Source organism: Maribacter halichondriae (assembly GCF_027474825.1).
In the GTDB taxonomy this organism is placed as follows: domain Bacteria; phylum Bacteroidota; class Bacteroidia; order Flavobacteriales; family Flavobacteriaceae; genus Meishania; species Meishania halichondriae.
Map to the genome: position 1 here is coordinate 697,786 of NZ_CP107030.1, position 16,801 is coordinate 714,586.

General features: G+C 40.6%; 18 protein-coding genes and 1 pseudogene. 10 read left to right on the plus strand and 9 right to left on the minus strand.

All coding sequences use genetic code 11. From position 1 onward, the window contains the following. Window positions 1-19: 19 nt before the first annotated feature. Complete coding sequence (locus N8A86_RS03135; RefSeq protein ID WP_273567749.1) at window positions 20-604, minus strand: NUDIX hydrolase; 585 nt, start codon at window positions 602-604, stop codon at window positions 20-22. A gap of 7 nt (window positions 605-611) precedes the next feature. Here N8A86_RS03135 and pyrE point away from each other — a divergent pair, with 7 nt between their 5' ends. Further along, a complete protein-coding gene (gene pyrE / locus N8A86_RS03140; protein WP_273567750.1) occupies window positions 612-1,253 on the plus strand; it encodes an orotate phosphoribosyltransferase in 642 nt (213 codons plus the stop codon). 4 nt (window positions 1,254-1,257) lie between these two features. Next, window positions 1,258-1,653, plus strand: a complete 396-nt coding sequence (locus N8A86_RS03145; protein WP_273567751.1) for an SRPBCC family protein — start codon at window positions 1,258-1,260, stop codon at window positions 1,651-1,653. Here N8A86_RS03145 and N8A86_RS03150 read toward each other — a convergent pair. After that, a complete protein-coding gene (locus tag N8A86_RS03150) occupies window positions 1,647-2,378 on the minus strand; it encodes a biotin--[acetyl-CoA-carboxylase] ligase (RefSeq protein ID WP_273567752.1) in 732 nt (243 codons plus the stop codon). The two genes, N8A86_RS03145 and N8A86_RS03150, sit on opposite strands and share 7 nt — an antisense overlap. Before the next feature lie 93 nt (window positions 2,379-2,471). Between N8A86_RS03150 and rsfS the strand changes: the two genes are divergently transcribed. From rsfS to N8A86_RS03180, 6 genes and pseudogenes are all read left to right on the plus strand, one after another. After that, entirely contained in the window at window positions 2,472-2,855 is a 384-nt protein-coding gene (gene rsfS, locus N8A86_RS03155) for a ribosome silencing factor (RefSeq protein ID WP_273567753.1), read from the plus strand. A 42-nt stretch (window positions 2,856-2,897) separates the two neighbouring features. Continuing rightward, a pseudogene (gene ftsH / locus N8A86_RS03160) lies at window positions 2,898-4,915 on the plus strand (ATP-dependent zinc metalloprotease FtsH). Window positions 4,916-4,974: 59 nt separating this feature from the next. Next, entirely contained in the window at window positions 4,975-5,583 is a 609-nt protein-coding gene (locus N8A86_RS03165; protein ID WP_273567754.1) for an LUD domain-containing protein, read from the plus strand. A 1-nt stretch (window position 5,584) separates the two neighbouring features. After that, entirely contained in the window at window positions 5,585-6,388 is an 804-nt protein-coding gene (locus N8A86_RS03170) for a phosphatidate cytidylyltransferase (protein WP_273567755.1), read from the plus strand. Continuing rightward, the gene (locus tag N8A86_RS03175) at window positions 6,378-7,052 is read left to right on the plus strand and encodes a phosphatidylserine decarboxylase family protein (protein WP_273567756.1); all 675 of its coding nucleotides are present in this window, start codon (window positions 6,378-6,380) and stop codon (window positions 7,050-7,052) included. The genes N8A86_RS03170 and N8A86_RS03175 overlap by 11 nt, the downstream gene beginning before the upstream one ends. After that, window positions 7,042-7,302, plus strand: a complete 261-nt coding sequence (locus N8A86_RS03180) for an acyl-CoA-binding protein (protein ID WP_273567757.1) — start codon at window positions 7,042-7,044, stop codon at window positions 7,300-7,302. Before N8A86_RS03175 ends, N8A86_RS03180 begins: the two co-directional genes overlap by 11 nt. A gap of 31 nt (window positions 7,303-7,333) precedes the next feature. Here N8A86_RS03180 and N8A86_RS03185 read toward each other — a convergent pair whose 3' ends face one another. The 6 genes from N8A86_RS03185 to N8A86_RS03210 all read right to left on the minus strand — a co-directional run bounded on the left by N8A86_RS03185 (window position 7,334) and on the right by N8A86_RS03210 (window position 11,953). Further along, window positions 7,334-7,885 carry an RNA polymerase sigma factor gene (locus tag N8A86_RS03185; RefSeq protein WP_273569011.1) on the minus strand — a complete coding sequence of 184 codons (552 nt, stop codon included), beginning with the start codon at window positions 7,883-7,885 and terminating at the stop codon, window positions 7,334-7,336. 37 nt (window positions 7,886-7,922) lie between these two features. Then, window positions 7,923-8,132, minus strand: coding sequence for a membrane or secreted protein (locus tag N8A86_RS03190; RefSeq protein WP_273567758.1), 210 nt, complete (start codon window positions 8,130-8,132; stop codon window positions 7,923-7,925). Window positions 8,133-8,214: 82 nt separating this feature from the next. Continuing rightward, window positions 8,215-8,973, minus strand: coding sequence for an anti-sigma factor (locus N8A86_RS03195; protein ID WP_273567759.1), 759 nt, complete (start codon window positions 8,971-8,973; stop codon window positions 8,215-8,217). A 2-nt stretch (window positions 8,974-8,975) separates the two neighbouring features. Further along, the gene (locus N8A86_RS03200; protein WP_273567760.1) at window positions 8,976-9,533 is read right to left on the minus strand and encodes an RNA polymerase sigma factor; all 558 of its coding nucleotides are present in this window, start codon (window positions 9,531-9,533) and stop codon (window positions 8,976-8,978) included. A gap of 213 nt (window positions 9,534-9,746) precedes the next feature. Beyond that, window positions 9,747-10,763: a UDP-N-acetylmuramate dehydrogenase gene (gene murB / locus N8A86_RS03205; protein ID WP_273567761.1), complete on the minus strand. Its 1,017-nt coding sequence runs from the start codon at window positions 10,761-10,763 to the stop codon at window positions 9,747-9,749. Continuing rightward, window positions 10,763-11,953: a pyridoxal phosphate-dependent aminotransferase gene (locus N8A86_RS03210; protein WP_273567762.1), complete on the minus strand. Its 1,191-nt coding sequence runs from the start codon at window positions 11,951-11,953 to the stop codon at window positions 10,763-10,765. The genes murB and N8A86_RS03210 overlap by 1 nt, the downstream gene beginning before the upstream one ends. A gap of 152 nt (window positions 11,954-12,105) precedes the next feature. Here N8A86_RS03210 and N8A86_RS03215 point away from each other — a divergent pair, with 152 nt between their 5' ends. Continuing rightward, a complete protein-coding gene (locus N8A86_RS03215; RefSeq protein WP_273567763.1) occupies window positions 12,106-13,443 on the plus strand; it encodes a PDZ domain-containing protein in 1,338 nt (445 codons plus the stop codon). A gap of 41 nt (window positions 13,444-13,484) precedes the next feature. On the opposite strand, the gene N8A86_RS03220 is transcribed toward N8A86_RS03215, so the two are convergent. Next, complete coding sequence (locus N8A86_RS03220) at window positions 13,485-13,880, minus strand: DUF1573 domain-containing protein (RefSeq protein WP_273567764.1); 396 nt, start codon at window positions 13,878-13,880, stop codon at window positions 13,485-13,487. A gap of 196 nt (window positions 13,881-14,076) precedes the next feature. Here N8A86_RS03220 and N8A86_RS03225 point away from each other — a divergent pair, with 196 nt between their 5' ends. Next, window positions 14,077-16,725, plus strand: coding sequence for a valine--tRNA ligase (locus N8A86_RS03225; protein WP_273567765.1), 2,649 nt, complete (start codon window positions 14,077-14,079; stop codon window positions 16,723-16,725). The last annotated feature ends 76 nt before the right edge of the window (window positions 16,726-16,801 follow it).

Below are 16,801 nucleotides of genomic sequence, written 5' to 3' on the forward strand. Positions count from 1 at the left end.
CTACTTGGACGCTGAAAGATTATTCGAAAAGAATTTTTATGTTGGCGTATGAGTTTTGTAACGCTTTTTGAATTTTATTGGGGCCTTTCCATTTGACCTTAACGATTCCTTCTTTTTTTTCACCCTTTAGTTTGCCCTCATATTCCGTCTTCATGGCAAACCAATGTACTTGTTTTAGGGTGGGTACGCCGTTATTATTGAAAATGTGATAAGTCGTTTTGAGAAAATTCTCAATGCGAAGTCCCTGTACGCCAGTTTCCTCCATGACCTCTCTGATGGCACAGTCTTCGATGGCCTCTCCTTTGTCCAGTTTACCTTTGGGTAAATCCCATTTATCATTTCTATAAATAAAAAGGACTTTCCCCTTATTGTTGGTCACCACGCCCCCGGCCGCAACGATCAAGGGAATTTTTTTAGTGAATTTCTTTAATATTTCCTCGTGATTGGGATGGTAGATATACGCCTCGGCAATCTTCTTTTTACGCAAAGCTTTTATAGCCTGTTGTATGGAATCTTCATTCAGCAGGAAGTATTCCCCATTAGCCGTTTCCGAGAGTTTATTTGTCAATATGAGGGGCAATTCATTAACAAAAACTTTATACATTTGCGCAATGATTTTAGACAAAAACACGGCCAAGAAAACAGCAGAGCTTTTGCTGCAAATTAATGCAATAAAATTGAAACCCGAAAATCCGTTTACATGGGCCTCGGGTTGGAAATCGCCCATCTATTGTGACAATCGAATTATTCTTTCGTATCCTGAGATCCGCAATTATGTGCGGGAAGAGATGGCGAAGCAAGTAGAACAGCTTTATGGAAAGCCGGATATTATTGCCGGAGTAGCCACTGGGGCCATCGGTATCGGTATACTGGTCGCCGATTATTTGAAGCTTCCTTTCATCTATGTTCGGCCTGAAGCCAAATCACACGGAAGACAGAACCAAATAGAAGGTCATTTAAATACCGATCAGACCGTTGTGGTCATCGAAGATCTCATCAGCACGGGCAAAAGTAGTTTAAATGCCGTTAACGCCCTAAAAACGGCGGGAGCCAATATTAAAGGAATGTTGGCCATATTCACGTATGGTTTTGACACCTCGACCGAAAATTTCAAAAAATACGATATTGACCTTCATACCCTGAGCGATTACGGACATTTGGTCGACCAAGCATCGGAAACCGGCCATATACAAGAAGATCAATTAAATACGTTGATGGAATGGCGACAGCATCCATCAACATGGAAACAGTAAAATTATGTTTATAGAATCTCCGAAGAAAATCATCGGCAAGAGCGATAAAGAGGTTTACGACTTTTTGACCGATTTGAAGAATTTTGAAATATTGATGCCTGATACGATTGATAAATTCGAGGTACTCAACGAAGATCGTTTTCTGTTCGCGCTAAAAGGTATGCCCGAAATTGTTTTACAACGTAAAGAACAAACCCCGAACAGTCAAATTGTATTGGGTGCCGCCAGTGATAAATTGCCTTTTACGCTTACCGCGGATATTCTGGCCTTAGATTCAAATGAAAGTGAGGTTGCCCTAAGTTTCAAAGGTGAGTTCAATGCCATGATGGCCATGATGATTAAAAATCCGATTACGAATTTCATGGGAACACTTTCCGAAAACCTGACCAAAATTCAATAAAGAAGTTTTACTTCTTTTAAATCGAATTCTTTCAATATGTCATCTTCAAGGGTGACCTGTAATTTTCCATTTTTAGAGACGCCTCTAATGAATCCCATGAAAATAGAACCCTCATTATCATTGAAGGTAGAAGGTTTGTCTTTTCTGAAAAGCAGGTTTTCATAAGATTTCCAAAAAGAGGATTCCGTATGCGATTCAAGATTCTGAAACTCCTTTTTCAAGTGGGTCAGAATTTGATTCAAAAGCTCGTCCAAATTAAGATTTCGTCCCAACAACAATTTTAAGGAACTTACGTTTTCAAGGGTATCGAAGGTATATTGGTTAACATTGAGACCGATGCCGATAATGGAGTGCCGTATTTTATCGCCGGAAAGGGTATTTTCAATAAGAATGCCACAGATTTTAGAAGTGCCTGACAGAATGTCGTTAGGCCATTTGATGGCTATATCGGGTACTTGCAGTTCATTCAGTGCAGCCACAAGGGCAAGGGATATACAAATATTCAATCGAAATCGATCAATAGCGTTGAAGTCGTCAAAATGCTTCAAAACACTAAAGGTTAGGTTTTTACCTGTCTCGGATTGCCAATATGTACCCATTTGACCACGGCCCATATATTGTTGGTCGGCCACTACGGTAGTGAGATCGTCAATGTGCCCTGATTGTACCAAAGACTTTAAGTACGAATTCGTAGAGTCCGTGGCATTAAGTTTGATTACATGCATGTGTCGCCCTGTTCTTGAAACGGCAATCTATTGTTAAAAACTAGGGCTAAAAGAACAAAAAAATAATAACTTTGCATAAACTAAAATTTTTGAATGCAAAAAGGAAAAGCTAGCACAGACGAGTTAATTGCATTAGTATTACAGGGCATTGAAGAAGTAAAGGGACAACATATAAGTTTACTCGACCTGAGGGCAATAGAAAATACCGTTTGTGACTACTTTATCATTTGCAATGGTACTTCCAACACGCACGTTAACGCAATAGTGGGATCCATCCAAAAAACGGTCAGCAAAGCTATTAAAGACAAACCTTGGCATGTCGAAGGTCAAGAAAATGCCGAATGGATCCTGATGGACTACGTAAATGTAGTAGTTCATGTGTTTCAAAAGCATATCAGGGATTATTACGATATAGAAGGTCTTTGGGGCGACGCCAAAGTGACCGAAGTTGAAAGTAGCATAAACCAAACCCAATAGTAATCCCGATAACTAATTTAGGGACAGGGTAAAAAAGAAATAATGGCAAAAGATAATAATACAAATACCAAGAAACCGAAATTCAGTTCATGGTGGATTTATGGACTAATCGCAATTTTACTGATCGCTTTCCAAATTTTCGGCAGTGCGAATTTGTCCAACACAAAGACAACGACCACCTCTGAACTTCAAGAGTACCTTCGAAACGGCGATATCAGCAAAATATTGATTATCACCAATACGAATCAGGCCAAAGTCTTTCTATCTGACGAGGCACTTCAAAAAGATGTTCACAAAGAGGTGGCGGAAAAGCCCTTGATTCCTTCAACGGGCTTGGTACCGCAATATGTATTGGATTATGGTGACCTACAGATTTTCCAGAACGAGATTACCGAGATCAAGAAGGAAAACAATTTGGATACCATCGTTGAGTTCGACAAAGAATCAAATCTATTTATGGAGATGCTTCTGAGTATCCTTCCATTTATACTGATTATAGGTATTTGGATCTATCTCATGCGCAGAATGTCTGGCGGTGGCGGCGGTGGTGCAGGAGGCCAAATCTTCAATATCGGAAAATCGAAGGCAAAACTCTTTGACGAAAAAACCGATACGAGAACTTCGTTCAAGGATGTCGCCGGTTTGGAAGGTGCCAAAGAAGAGGTGGAAGAGATCGTTGAATTCCTTAAATTTCCTGATAAGTATACCTCTCTAGGGGGAAAATTCCTAAGGGTGCACTTTTGGTAGGCCCTCCGGGCACAGGTAAAACATTATTGGCCAAAGCCGTTGCAGGGGAAGCCAAAGTACCTTTCTTTTCTCTTTCAGGTTCTGATTTTGTAGAAATGTTCGTAGGTGTCGGCGCATCCAGGGTTCGAGATTTATTCAAACAAGCGAAAGATAAATCTCCCGCCATTATTTTTATCGATGAAATCGATGCCATTGGTAGGGCGAGAGGAAAGAACAATTTTACGGGATCAAACGATGAACGTGAAAATACGCTCAACCAGTTACTTACCGAAATGGATGGTTTTGGAACCAATACCAACGTAATTGTCTTGGCCGCGACAAACCGTGCCGATGTGTTGGACAAAGCATTGATGCGTGCCGGTCGTTTTGACAGGCAGATTTATGTAGACCTTCCCGATATTCGTGAACGAAAGGAAATTTTCGAAGTGCATTTAAGACCTATCAAGACTTCCGAGAAGTTGGATCTTGACTTTTTGGCAAGACAGACACCCGGTTTTTCAGGAGCTGACATTGCCAATGTCTGTAACGAGGCGGCATTGATCGCGGCACGTAAGGAGAAAAAAGCCGTGAACAAACAAGATTTCCTTGATGCGGTTGACCGAATCGTAGGCGGACTCGAAAAGAAAAATAAAATTATCACGCCCGGTGAGAAAAAGACCATTGCCTATCACGAGGCAGGCCACGCCACGGTAAGTTGGATGCTGGAACATGCCGCTCCTTTGGTCAAAGTAACCATAGTACCTCGTGGACAGTCATTAGGTGCAGCTTGGTATTTGCCGGAAGAACGATTAATCGTACGCCCTGAGCAAATGAAAGATGAGATGTGCGCAACTTTGGGCGGCAGAGCAGCTGAAAAAGTAATTTTCGATAAAATTTCGACCGGGGCATTGAGCGATCTCGAAAAAGTCACGAAACAAGCCCGTGCTATGGTTACCGTTTACGGCCTTAATGATGAGATAGGCAACTTGACCTATTATGATTCTTCGGGCCAGAGCGATTATGGCTTCTCTAAACCCTATAGTGAAGATACAGCGAGAAAAATTGATTTTGAAATATCAAAATTGATTGAAGAGCAATATGTAAGAGCTATCGATGTTCTCAAAAAGAATAAGGACAAGCTCACTATTCTTGCGGAACGTCTGCTGGAAAAAGAGGTTATTTTTAAAGAAGACCTTGAAAAGATTTTCGGAAGAAGACCTTTTGATAAAGATTTCGATGAAAAGGGACAAGAAATTCCTAAAGATTCGATACAAGTGGAGGTTGTTCCGGAAGATACTGCTGTCGAACGGCCGAAAGAGCAAGAAAATAAATAGCTATATTTAGCGTTGTCCTGTAATAACAGGTCGCTACAGAAGTAATTACACAGTCGTCAATGGGGCTATTTGACAAACTTTTTGGAGGAGGTAAAAAAGTTTCGAAAGAAACCAAGGAAACCCGGGGTATGCATATGCCCGACTTGAATATTCCTGTAGACGAAAAATTTACTATCCACTTTAAAAAGAACGGGGGCAAGTTTCTATATTGTGACTCCTTTGAAGAAGTATCGACTGCCATAAAGAATATTCTTGATGAGAACGGGTGGCAAGACTATCCATTTTTTGCTATGAATCCGCGTTTAGAGGAAAAATTCGCCAAAGAGCATATTAAGTTTACCGGTAATGCCGATGAAAGTGAGGTTTTTTTTACAACATGCGAACACCTCATTGCCCAAAACGGCTCTATTTTGGTCTGTTCCAATCAATTGATGGAAAAGAAACTCAACGAACTTCCCGACAACGTAATCGTCTATGCGACCACCTCGCAATTGGTGGAATCTATAGGTGAGGGATTAAAAATTATCAAGAAAAAATACGGGCACAACATACCCGCAAATATTACTACGTTAAAACACTTTTTACCTACGACGGAGAACTCCGATGATTTTTTGACCTACGGTAGCAGCTCAAAAAATCTTTATCTTTTACTTCAGGAGGACTTATAACATGAGGGAAGTTTTAAGGAGAGCGTTAACAGGAGCTGTTTATATTATTTTATTACTCTCTGCCGTCTTCTTAAATTCCGATGCTTTTGACTTTTTATTCATGACCTTTGGGCTTGCCTGTCTCTATGAATACAAAAGATTGGTACAATTAAAAGGATACCATATTTTCATTGCCTATCTGGCCTTATGGTGGGTCTTTATCTATTTGACCAATGATAAGTGGTTGGTCAATATTCTTATGTTCATTACCATTGCGATTGACATCGTATTGTTATTTTACTTATTCAACAAAAAAGAAAAGCACTTCAATACCTTTCAAAAATTTGTCATCGGACTCTTTTACATCGGGGGAGGGTGTATTTTTCTCACCATGATTCCTTATAAAGATGATGCCTTTGCCCAACTATTAATAATGGGTATCTTTATCTTGATTTGGGTAAATGATTCTTTTGCCTACATCGTCGGAAAAAGTATAGGTCGAACAAAATTATATCCATCGATTTCTCCCAAAAAAACAGTTGAGGGTACTTTAGGAGGTTTTATATTTGCGATGGTGGCGGCTTATGTCATGGGCCTGTACGAACCTTTAATCAGTCCTGTACAATGGATGATTTTAGCTGGGGTAATCGTAATCGCAGGAAGTCTTGGAGACTTACTCGAATCTAAACTAAAAAGATCTGCCGGCGTAAAAGACAGTGGCGCTATTTTACCGGGCCATGGTGGTATGTTCGACCGATTGGACAGTCTGGTCTTTGCTGCACCGTTTGCCTACTTAACATTAATTATTTTTACTTATGTTTCATAGAGAAGGCCAAAGAATTATCCTCACGACTTTTTTTCTTGTTTGTGCGGCCGTATTGATTTCACAATTCTATGTCGATATACCTTGGGTACGATGGGCGGTTCAAATATCCGCTATAGTATTTCTGGTTCTGATCTTGCAATTTTTTAGAAATCCGAAACGGGTTCTGATAAAGAGTTTCGACGAGGTGATCGCGCCTGTCGACGGTAAAGTCGTGGTCATCGAAGAAGTCGAGGATACTGAATATTTCAATGACAAAAGAATACAGATCTCTATATTTATGTCACCTACCAACGTTCATGTAACAAGATACCCGGTCAGCGGAAGCATAAAATATTCCAAATACCATCCCGGCAAATATCTGGTTGCTTGGCATCCAAAATCAAGCCTGGAGAACGAGCGTACCACAGTGGTCGTGCATACCCCAAAATTTGGCGATATTCTGTATAGACAGATTGCAGGTGCTTTGGCAAGAAGAATCGTAAATTATGCCGAAGAAGGTCAAAGTGTTCAACAAGGCGATGACGCGGGTTTCATAAAATTTGGCTCTAGGGTCGATCTATTGCTGCCATTGAATTCCGCCATAGCGGTCAAATTAAATCAAAAAGTTGTCGGAGCAAAAACCTGTATCGCAACAATCATTGAGAAATCGGTTGATGAAGAATGAAAATTTACAATCCGAATTTCAAACAGCGGTCGATCTTGTGAACCGCTACACAAAACCATTGCCCGCAGATTTGCTTTTGAAGCTATATGCCTATTATAAAATAGCGAACAAAAATTATAGTAACCCCGGCAGTGAAACCCCTTTGATCAATGCTTTTAAGGCAAACGCTCTTATTCAAGCCCGGAATATTACTAGAGAAGAGGCTATGAAAGCGTATATAGATTTGGTCAAAAAGGAAATAAAATCTTGATTTATTGAACGGTCTATATAAAGGGTGAACCTTACATCTTGTTCTTAATTACCTCGGCAAGTAATTTTTTTGCCCTCAGTAATTTTACCTTAACATTATTTATAGGTTCGTTCAGTTCTTGGGCTATGGCGGCATAGCTCATTTCACTGAAATATCGAAGGTTAATGACTTCTTGATAGTGTGGTTTTAACTTTTTGATGTGTAAAAGTAACGCTGCCAAATTCTGTTCAATAATCAGGCGGTCTTCCGCGGAAGGGGCATCGTCCAAAACAGATTTTATGGCTTCATTATTTCCGCCGGAGTCAAGAACGTTTCGTTTTCTCTTTCGAACAAGGTCGACATGAATATTCTTCGATATGGCGATCAACCACGTCTTAAATTCATACTTTTCGTCATATGTCCCGATTTTATCAAAAGCCTTAGAAAACGTTTGAATGGTAATATCCTCGGCGTCATTCTCGTTCTGGGTGCGTTTAAGCTGAAATCCATAAACATCGTTCCAAAAGGTATCCAAAAGCGTGCTGAAGGCTATTTGATTGCCCAATTTCGCTTTTCTTATGATATCGATAACGGTATTGTCGATTTTATTTGATTAAGAAGTTATCAAAAAAGGGCGGAATCTATTGAAGCTCTGTTGCGGACTCCCTTCTACAATCCTGTTCACTGGGCAATTTTCCACACATGCCGCAGGCTTCTCCATCCGTATTTAAAAATGGGCTTTGACTGGCACAAGTTCCTGCAAATTTACCATCTTTTTTAGACCATATCTTAATCGCAATTCCAGCAACGGCTAGCGCTAAAAGACCGATGGTCAACAAAATCAATTTCATTGTGAATTCTTTTGTGTAAAGTTACAAAAATAAAGCCCCGACAAAAATGCCAGGGCTTCAATTTTAAACTCTTAAACCTAATTTAATACTGTATGTTCGCCACAATATTCTCGACCGTTGGGGTTTCGTTTCCACCATGTGGCTCTATAGTAATGTATCCTATAGCTTTTTCGGCATAAGGCAATGCCATCAACTTTTCTTGACCCTCGGCTTCCTTGATCACTCCAAGATTTATCATTTCACCGTTGACCTCGGCCCACATCTGAAAAACCTGGCTTTCTGGTAAATTAGGTAAATTGCTCACGTTGATATATGAAAGTTTTTTGACCGGATTGATATAAGCGACCGCCTTTAAATCTTTGGCTTTTTTATTTCCTTTGACATTATATTTTTTTGTCTGTGGATTATTCAGAACGATAAACTGGTTGCGAACATCTTCCAACTGTTCCCGCATGTTCTCCTTAAGATCATGGATCTCATTGGTAACAATGGTATTCTGCTCTTGAAGACTTTGGTTTTGATTCCAGAAGAAATAAGATGCTCCTGCGAACATCAACGCGGCAAAACTTGCAGCGATGGCATATTTGAAAAAGCGTTTTCTGCCCCGATTCTCTGCCTTTATTCTGGCCACTATCTTTTCCTTAAGACCTTCGGGTGCCTTTATGGCGTGTAGTTTTGCAAACTCTTCCAAATTATCTTGAAGTTCGTCAAAAGTTTCCCGGACTTCAGGGTACATAGCTATATAACGCTCTACCTGAAACGCCTCTTGTCTGGTCGTCGTACCGAGTAGGTACTTTTCCAACAAATCGGAATCCAAAAATATTTTAATTTTTTCTTTCATCACTATATTATTAAAAGCGCAAGCATCACCGCCGGACCATATATTTTCTTCAGTTCACGAAGGCCGATTTTCAATCTCGACTTAATGGTGCCCAAAGGTATATCTAGCTCTTCGCTAGCTTCCTGTTGTGTCATTCCCTGAAAAAACAAGGCTTCCAAGACAATTTGATACTTGGGCTCGATTTTTTCGAGGTTCTCTTGAACGTCCATCAACTCTGGCCTGATGCTCTCAACACCTAAGTTATATACGTCTGAAACATCCATTTGGATTTCCTTATCCGTTTTTGTATTGATACTTCGCAATTTATCGATGGCCGTATTGCGGGTAATTCGAAAAAGCCAAGTGAATAGCTTCGCTTTCGACGGGTCGTATGAATCGGACTTTTTCCAGATTTTTACAAAACTTTCCTGTAAAATATCTTGGGCAAGTTCTTCATCGCGAACTACTTTCTTTGCGACACCGTACAGTGTATCTCCATAGTGTTCGTACAAAAGGGAAATGGCTTTCTCATTTCGCTCTTGTAGCAGTTCTACGATGTGCTTTTCAAGGAGTGTGCTCATACCAGTGTAATGGGTTCCAAAAAAATTGCCTGCCAAAGCATCCAATTTCCTTTTTAAACCGTATATCCCTTAAACGCTAATTTATACAATTGATTGTTACAGCTAGCGTAATCTCAAAAATTTTAATTTTAAATGTGCACTTGGTAACTGCACATTTAGTTTTTGGTTAGTTTGGTTTGGTATAACCCCCGAAGTTCTGCTTCGGGGGTTATTTTATTTTATGATATTTACCTCGGGGGCTATCTCAATGCCAAATTTTTCATGAACGGCATGTATGATGTTATTTGCTAAATCCAAAACCTCTTGCCCTGTGCCATCTCCGTAGTTTACCAGTACTAAGGCTTGCTTGGCATGAACCCCAACACTGCCGAAACGTTTTCCTTTAAACCCGCACTGCTCTATAAGCCATCCCGCTGGCACCTTTATAGCATCTTCGGCAACCTCATAGTATGGAGCTTCGGGATACTGCTTTAGAAAGTTACTGAATTTTTTGGCCGACAAAACGGGATTTTTAAAAAAACTTCCGCTGTTTCCCAGTTCTTTTGGATCGGGTAACTTACTTTTTCGAATAGCTACGACCGCATTGGAAATATCCTTAATGCTGGGGTTTGTAATACCTTTCTCTACAAGTTCCTGCTCAATCGAGCCATACGAAGTATTAAGTCGATGATTTCGTTTTGTTAGTTTGAAATTCACCGAAACGATAATATACTTTCCACGGCCCACATTTTTAAAGTAGGAATCTCGGTACCCAAATTGACAATCTTTCTTGCTGAATTCCTGAAGGGATTGGTCCTCAATTTTCATGGCTTGGCAGCTAACAAAAGTATCTTTAAGCTCAACACCATAAGCACCAATATTCTGAATGGGCGCAGTACCTGTATTGCCGGGAATCAATGACATATTTTCGAGTCCACCATAACCTTTATCCAGCGTCCAGAGTACCATATCATGCCAGTTTTCGCCGGCCATAACTTTTAAAATGACATGGTTCTCATCTTCGGATACCAACTCAATTCCCTTTAAATTGACATGAATCACTAAAGCATCTATATCTCTGGTAATAAGCATGTTACTACCGCCACTTATGATAAAATTATTTGGATATTCCTTTAATTGAAGTGCCTGTCGTAAATCGTCAAGGGTATTGATTTCGCAGAAGTATTTAGCCTTTGCATCGATTCCGAAGGTATTATAGTGCTTAAGGGATATATCTTTCTGAACGGTCATCAGCCTATATAACTTTTTAAGGCTTCTTTTAGTATGTTGACAGCTCTTTTTAGGCTTTCCTTATCCAGCACATAGGCAATGCGTATTTGGTTCTTTCCTAGACCGGGAGTTGCATAAAAACCAGCTGCGGGAGCGACCATGACCGTTTCGTTATTAACTCTAAAATCTTCAAGTAGCCATTGTGCAAAATCGTCAGCATCGGATATTGGAAGTTCAGCGATACAATAAAAAGCGCCTTGTGGTCTGCCAATTTTCACCCCTTCGATTTTTTCCAACGCTTCGATCAAAATATCCCTTCGGGCGACATATTCTTCTTTTACGGAATCAAAATAGCTTTGGGGAGTTTCTAAAGCCGCCTCACCTGCCATCTGGGCATAGGTCGGTGGCGATAGACGTGCCTGAGCAAACTTTAGGGCCGTTTTGATAATTTCGGTGTTTTTGGATACCAAATATCCTATTCTGGCCCCGCACATACTGTAACGTTTTGAGACTGAATCTACGATTAGAGCGTGTTCTTCTAGACCAGATTCTTGAAGAATTGAATAATGTTCCCTTCCATCGTAAGTAAACTCTCGATAGACCTCATCAGCGACCAAAAACAAATCGTGCTTCTTAACGATAGCGGCCAACTTCTGAATTTCCTCCCTGCTATACAGATATCCCGTGGGATTTCCTGGGTTACATATCAATATGGCCTTTGTTCTCGGGGTTATCAATTTCTCGAAATCTTCAATCGGGGGTAGTGCAAAATTGGTATCGATATGAGAGACAACGGGTACGACATTTACACCCAGGGCCGTCGCGAATCCATTATAATTGGCATAAAAAGGCTCTGGAATAATAATTTCGTCACCGTTATCCGCTATGCTACCCATGGCAAAGGAAAGCGCTTCTGAGCCGCCGGTGGTTACGATAATATCACCGGCCGTTATGTGAATATCATTCTTAGCATAGTATTTGGCAATTTTTTCACGGTATATTTCAGAACCTTCGGTTCTACTATATTCCAAAACCTCGATCGAATTGTTTTTAACTGCGTCCAATGCAATCTGGGGGGTCTTGATATCGGGTTGCCCAATATTCAAATGAATCACCTTGGCACCATTTTTCTTAGCCTGTTCGGCAAAAGGAACCAATTTACGTATGGGAGATTGGGGCATGGATCGCCCCTTTTCTGATATCGCTGGCATGAAAACTTATTTTTAGGCAAAAGTGAGAAAACCAAGTGGACAAAGCAATAGCGGATGTAATTAATTCCCCAATCAAAAATATGTTAATTAACGGCGATGGTATTGATAAAATACATAACTTTAAGAGAGTTAACCGCTTAATATTTAGAAAGTTGAAGCGATTGGTTGCCACACTTGTACTAGTTTTCCTGTGTTCACCTTTTACGGGTATATCACAAGGCTTCGAATTGCCCGAAGGCAAACCCTTTCAAAAAGTAAAATTTCAATTGATCAACAATTTGGTCATTATTCCGATGACGGTCAATGATACCGAGCTCTCGTTCGTGCTTGATTCTGGTGTTGGCAAACCGATCCTCTTTAACCTGACAGATCAAGATTCCATAAAAATCAACAATGTTTCTGAAATTACCATTAATGGTTTGGGTGAAGGTGAACCCATTAAAGCACTGAGTTCAAAAGAGAATGACTTCAAATTGGGAGCCATTCACAATAGGGATCAGCGGCTCTATGTAGTGCTTGACAGCGATATGAATTTTTCCCCAAGCTTGGGAATACCGGTTCATGGTATCATAGGATATGAACTTTTTCGTGATTTCGTTGTCGATATAAACTACGCCTCGAAAACCATTAAATTTTATAATCCTGCACATTATACATATAAATTGGGTCGAAAAGATGAGACCTTGCCTCTTCATGTAATACGTAAGAAAGCCTATGTCGATGGAGAGATCTATATGAACAGTGGTAAGAACATACCTGTAAAAATGCTTCTCGATACGGGTAGTAGCGATGCCATTTGGCTTTTTGAGAACGATGAAATTGGAATACCCGATAAGAACTATGATGATTTTTTAGGAAAAGGTCTAAGCGGAAACATCTTCGGAAAACGCACTATGGTCAGCGGTATTAAAATTGGCAGTTTTGTTTTACAGGATGCCAAAGCAGCTTTTCCCGACATGGAATCATTCAATGACATCAAAAACTTGGGTGATCGAAATGGAAGTATGGGCGGCGAAGTACTGAAACGATTCAATATCGTTTTTGACTACCCAAACGGGAAGATTACGTTACGAAAAAACCATAATTTCAATAATCCCTTTCAATATAACATGAGCGGTATCGATCTTCAGCATGATGGGCTTCGCTATATTTCAGAACGTATTACCGACGCCAGTGGTGTAGTTGATAGTGAAAAAAAATCATTTGGCGATGTTCAAATTTTATTTGAAAATAGAACGCGTCTTAGCCTAGTGCCTGAAATCATTGTATCGGGAATTCGCGCAGGGAGTCCGGCCGAATCAGCTGGACTGCAAGAAGGTGATGTGATTTTGGCCGTGAACGGAAAAAGCGTACACCGCTACAAACTTCAGGAAATCATGCATATGCTTAATGCAAAAGAAGGAAAAAAGGTCAGGGTACTCATCGAAAGATATAACTCGGACCTGCTTTTCACTTTTGTGCTCAAGAATATGTTCAAAGAAAAACCCTGATGTTTCCATCAGGGTTTTTGATTATTTTTAAAAGGCTTACCTTACTTTTTTCCTTCAGCGGGCTTCGCCTTGATCTCTCCTTTAATCTTCAAGACTTTCGTAGGGGTATCGGCGTTTGAAATTACCGTAATGGCCTTACGAATCGGGCCAACCCTGTTAGTGTCATATTTTACCTGAATCTCACCTGTCTTACCGGGCAAGATAGGATCTTCTGGTTTTTTGGGGATAGTACATCCGCAGCTTGAACTTACCTTACTGATTATCAAGGGCGCATCACCGGTATTGGTGAATTCAAAAACCCGGATACCGTCGGCACCTTTTTCAATTTCTCCATAATCTACGGTCTCTGTTTTGAACTCGATCTTAGCCGCTTTTTCTTGGGCGGTAAGATTAAATGCCAACAGACCCATAAATAATACAAGTACTATTTTTTTCATCGTTTTTAATTTAGGGTGAATTTCAAAAGTAAATCTTTTCAGATGAACCTCAAAATCCTTTTGTTATGTAATAACGTTACTTATTTTTGTTTCGTATTCCGTTTTCGGCCAAAAGCACCCTTTATCGATATTTTAACATATCGTTCTAGGTTGCTTTTTTGTACCACCTACGGATAACCAAAAATCGTTCCAAAACATGGAGATTCCATCAAAATATGAGCCTAAATCCGTAGAAAATCGTTGGTATGACTATTGGATGCAAAACAAGTACTTTCATTCAACACCTGATGATCGCGAATCCTATACCATAGTCATTCCACCGCCGAATGTTACTGGGGTGCTTCACATGGGACACATGCTCAATAATACTTTACAGGATGTTCTAACCCGACGTGCCCGCTTAATGGGTAAAAATGCCTGTTGGGTCCCCGGTACGGATCATGCTTCCATTGCGACCGAAGCCAAAGTTGTGGCTAAATTAAAAGAGGAGGGAATCAATAAATCCGATATTTCTCGCGAAGAGTTTATGAAGCACGCTTGGGAGTGGAAAGCGGAGTATGGCGGTGTTATTCTAGAACAACTCAAAAAACTGGGATGTTCGTGTGATTGGGATAGAACGGCATTCACCATGGATGACAATATGTCTGCTTCTGTCATCAAGGTTTTTATCGATTTGTTCAATAAAGGATTGATATACAGAGGGTACCGCATGGTCAATTGGGATCCCGAGGCGCAAACGACCCTGTCGGACGAGGAAGTCATATACGAAGAAAAACAAGGGTTATTGTATTATTTGGCCTATCAAATCGAGGGGTCCAATGAAAAAGTTACCATCGCCACTACAAGACCTGAAACAATACTGGGCGATACTGCAATTTGTATCAACCCGAACGATGAGCGTTTTAAGCATTTAAGAGGCAAAAAAGCGATTGTTCCGATTTGTAATCGTGTAATACCGATCATCGAAGATGACTATGTCGATATCGAATTCGGTACTGGATGTCTGAAAGTCACTCCCGCACATGACATCAACGATAAGGCATTAGGCGAAAAACACCAATTGGAGACCATAGATATTTTTAATGCAGATGCCACTTTGAATTCCTTCGGAATGCATTATGAAGGTCAGGATCGTTTCGTCGTTCGAAAGGCCATTTCCAAAGAGCTGGAAGAAAAAGGACATTTAGTCAAAACGGAGAATTATCTGAACAAAGTCGGGACTTCCGAGCGTACAAAAGCGATTATCGAACCGCGTTTAAGCGACCAATGGTTCTTGAAAATGGAAGATTTGGTAAAACCTGCGATCAAAGCCGTTTTGGATACGGAAGAAATAAAGTTCTTTCCCAAAAAATTCGAGAATACCTACCGTCATTGGATGGAGAACATCCGTGATTGGAATATTTCACGTCAATTATGGTGGGGCCAACGCATTCCCGCGTATTACTATGGAGACGGACAAGGCGATTTCGTAGTCGCCGAAAACATCGAAGAAGCACTTGAAAAGGCAAATAAAAAACGAACTGTCACTTCGAGCGTAGTCGAGAAGCCATTAAAGATCGAAAATCTAAAACAAGACGAAGACGTCGTCGACACTTGGTTCTCGTCATGGCTATGGCCTATGACCGTTTTTAACGGAATCTTGGAACCCGATAACGAAGACATCAATTACTACTACCCTACCAGCGATTTGGTAACGGGTCCAGATATCATATTTTTCTGGGTCGCGCGAATGATTATCTCCGGATATGAATATCGCAATGAAAAACCCTTTGAGAGTGTTTATTTTACAGGAATTGTCCGCGATAAGCAGCGTCGAAAAATGTCAAAATCATTGGGAAATTCTCCCGATGCCCTAAAACTGATCGATACGTATGGTGCCGATGGAGTCCGGGTTGGGTTACTCTTGAGTTCGGCCGCAGGCAACGATTTAATGTTCGACGAAGACCTATGTCAACAGGGTAAGAATTTCGCCAACAAAATATGGAACGGATTCCGGTTGGTCCAAGGTTGGGAAGTAGCAGACCTACCACAACCCGAAGCCTCAAAACTGGGTATAGAATGGTTTCATTCCAAGTTCAATCAGACTTTGGCCGAAATCGAAGACCATTTCAGCAAATACCGAATCTCCGATGCCTTGATGTCCACCTACAAATTGGTTTGGGACGATTATAGTTCTTGGCTATTGGAAATCATAAAACCGGCCTATCAACAACCTATCGACAATACCTCATACGATGCGGTAATCGATATCTTGGAACAGAACCTAAAGCTCCTCCATCCATTTATGCCATTTCTGACCGAAGAGATTTGGCAACACATCGCCGAAAGAAGACCTGAAGAGGCATTGATAATCGCCAAATGGCCCGAAACCAATACGGTAAACACGAAGTTGATTAAAGGATTCGAATTTGCCTCTGAAGTGATTGCCGGTGTCCGAACGATTCGTAAGGATAAAAACATTGCGATGAAGGAAGCTTTAGAACTCTCAGTTCTAAATTCAGAAAACACTTCGAAAGATTGGGATGTTATCATTGAAAAATTGACCAACCTTTCCGATATTTCATATATCGATTCGCCCATCGATGGTGCCTTGACCTTTCGCGTAAAGAGTAACGAATATTTTATTCCCATGAGCGGAGCCATCGATTTAGATGCTGAGATGACAAAAATTCGCGAAGAGCTTGAATATACCCGTGGCTTTTTACAGTCCGTGCAAAAGAAACTTTCCAACGAACGCTTTGTCAGCAATGCCCCTGAACAAGTAATCGCTTTGGAACGCAAAAAACAGGCCGATGCCGAGGCCAAGATCGAGACGTTGGAGAAGAGTTTGGCCAGCTTGAGGTGATTTGATATAGTCTCAGTACTCAAAAACATGCTAAATAGTATTTCAAGTTACAAAAGACCCTTCATTCTCTTGGTTG

What these genes read in the sequence shown, in the direction of transcription:
- N8A86_RS03190 (WP_273567758.1), bottom strand. Translation starts at nt 8,132, where the DNA reads ATGAAATTGATTTTGTTGACCATCGGTCTTTTAGCGCTAGCCGTTGCT.
- N8A86_RS03225 (WP_273567765.1), top strand. Translation starts at nt 14,077, where the DNA reads ATGGAGATTCCATCAAAATATGAGCCTAAATCCGTAGAAAATCGTTGG.
- N8A86_RS03180 (WP_273567757.1), top strand. Translation starts at nt 7,042, where the DNA reads ATGAAGAATGAAAATTTACAATCCGAATTTCAAACAGCGGTCGATCTT.
- N8A86_RS03210 (WP_273567762.1), bottom strand. Translation starts at nt 11,953, where the DNA reads ATGCCAGCGATATCAGAAAAGGGGCGATCCATGCCCCAATCTCCCATA.
- N8A86_RS03220 (WP_273567764.1), bottom strand. Translation starts at nt 13,880, where the DNA reads ATGAAAAAAATAGTACTTGTATTATTTATGGGTCTGTTGGCATTTAAT.
- N8A86_RS03145 (WP_273567751.1), top strand. Translation starts at nt 1,258, where the DNA reads ATGTTTATAGAATCTCCGAAGAAAATCATCGGCAAGAGCGATAAAGAG.
- N8A86_RS03150 (WP_273567752.1), bottom strand. Translation starts at nt 2,378, where the DNA reads ATGCATGTAATCAAACTTAATGCCACGGACTCTACGAATTCGTACTTA.
- N8A86_RS03135 (WP_273567749.1), bottom strand. Translation starts at nt 604, where the DNA reads ATGTATAAAGTTTTTGTTAATGAATTGCCCCTCATATTGACAAATAAA.
- N8A86_RS03165 (WP_273567754.1), top strand. Translation starts at nt 4,975, where the DNA reads ATGGGGCTATTTGACAAACTTTTTGGAGGAGGTAAAAAAGTTTCGAAA.
- pyrE (WP_273567750.1), top strand. Translation starts at nt 612, where the DNA reads ATGATTTTAGACAAAAACACGGCCAAGAAAACAGCAGAGCTTTTGCTG.
- N8A86_RS03175 (WP_273567756.1), top strand. Translation starts at nt 6,378, where the DNA reads ATGTTTCATAGAGAAGGCCAAAGAATTATCCTCACGACTTTTTTTCTT.
- rsfS (WP_273567753.1), top strand. Translation starts at nt 2,472, where the DNA reads ATGCAAAAAGGAAAAGCTAGCACAGACGAGTTAATTGCATTAGTATTA.
- N8A86_RS03200 (WP_273567760.1), bottom strand. Translation starts at nt 9,533, where the DNA reads ATGAGCACACTCCTTGAAAAGCACATCGTAGAACTGCTACAAGAGCGA.
- N8A86_RS03170 (WP_273567755.1), top strand. Translation starts at nt 5,585, where the DNA reads ATGAGGGAAGTTTTAAGGAGAGCGTTAACAGGAGCTGTTTATATTATT.
- murB (WP_273567761.1), bottom strand. Translation starts at nt 10,763, where the DNA reads ATGACCGTTCAGAAAGATATATCCCTTAAGCACTATAATACCTTCGGA.
- N8A86_RS03195 (WP_273567759.1), bottom strand. Translation starts at nt 8,973, where the DNA reads ATGAAAGAAAAAATTAAAATATTTTTGGATTCCGATTTGTTGGAAAAG.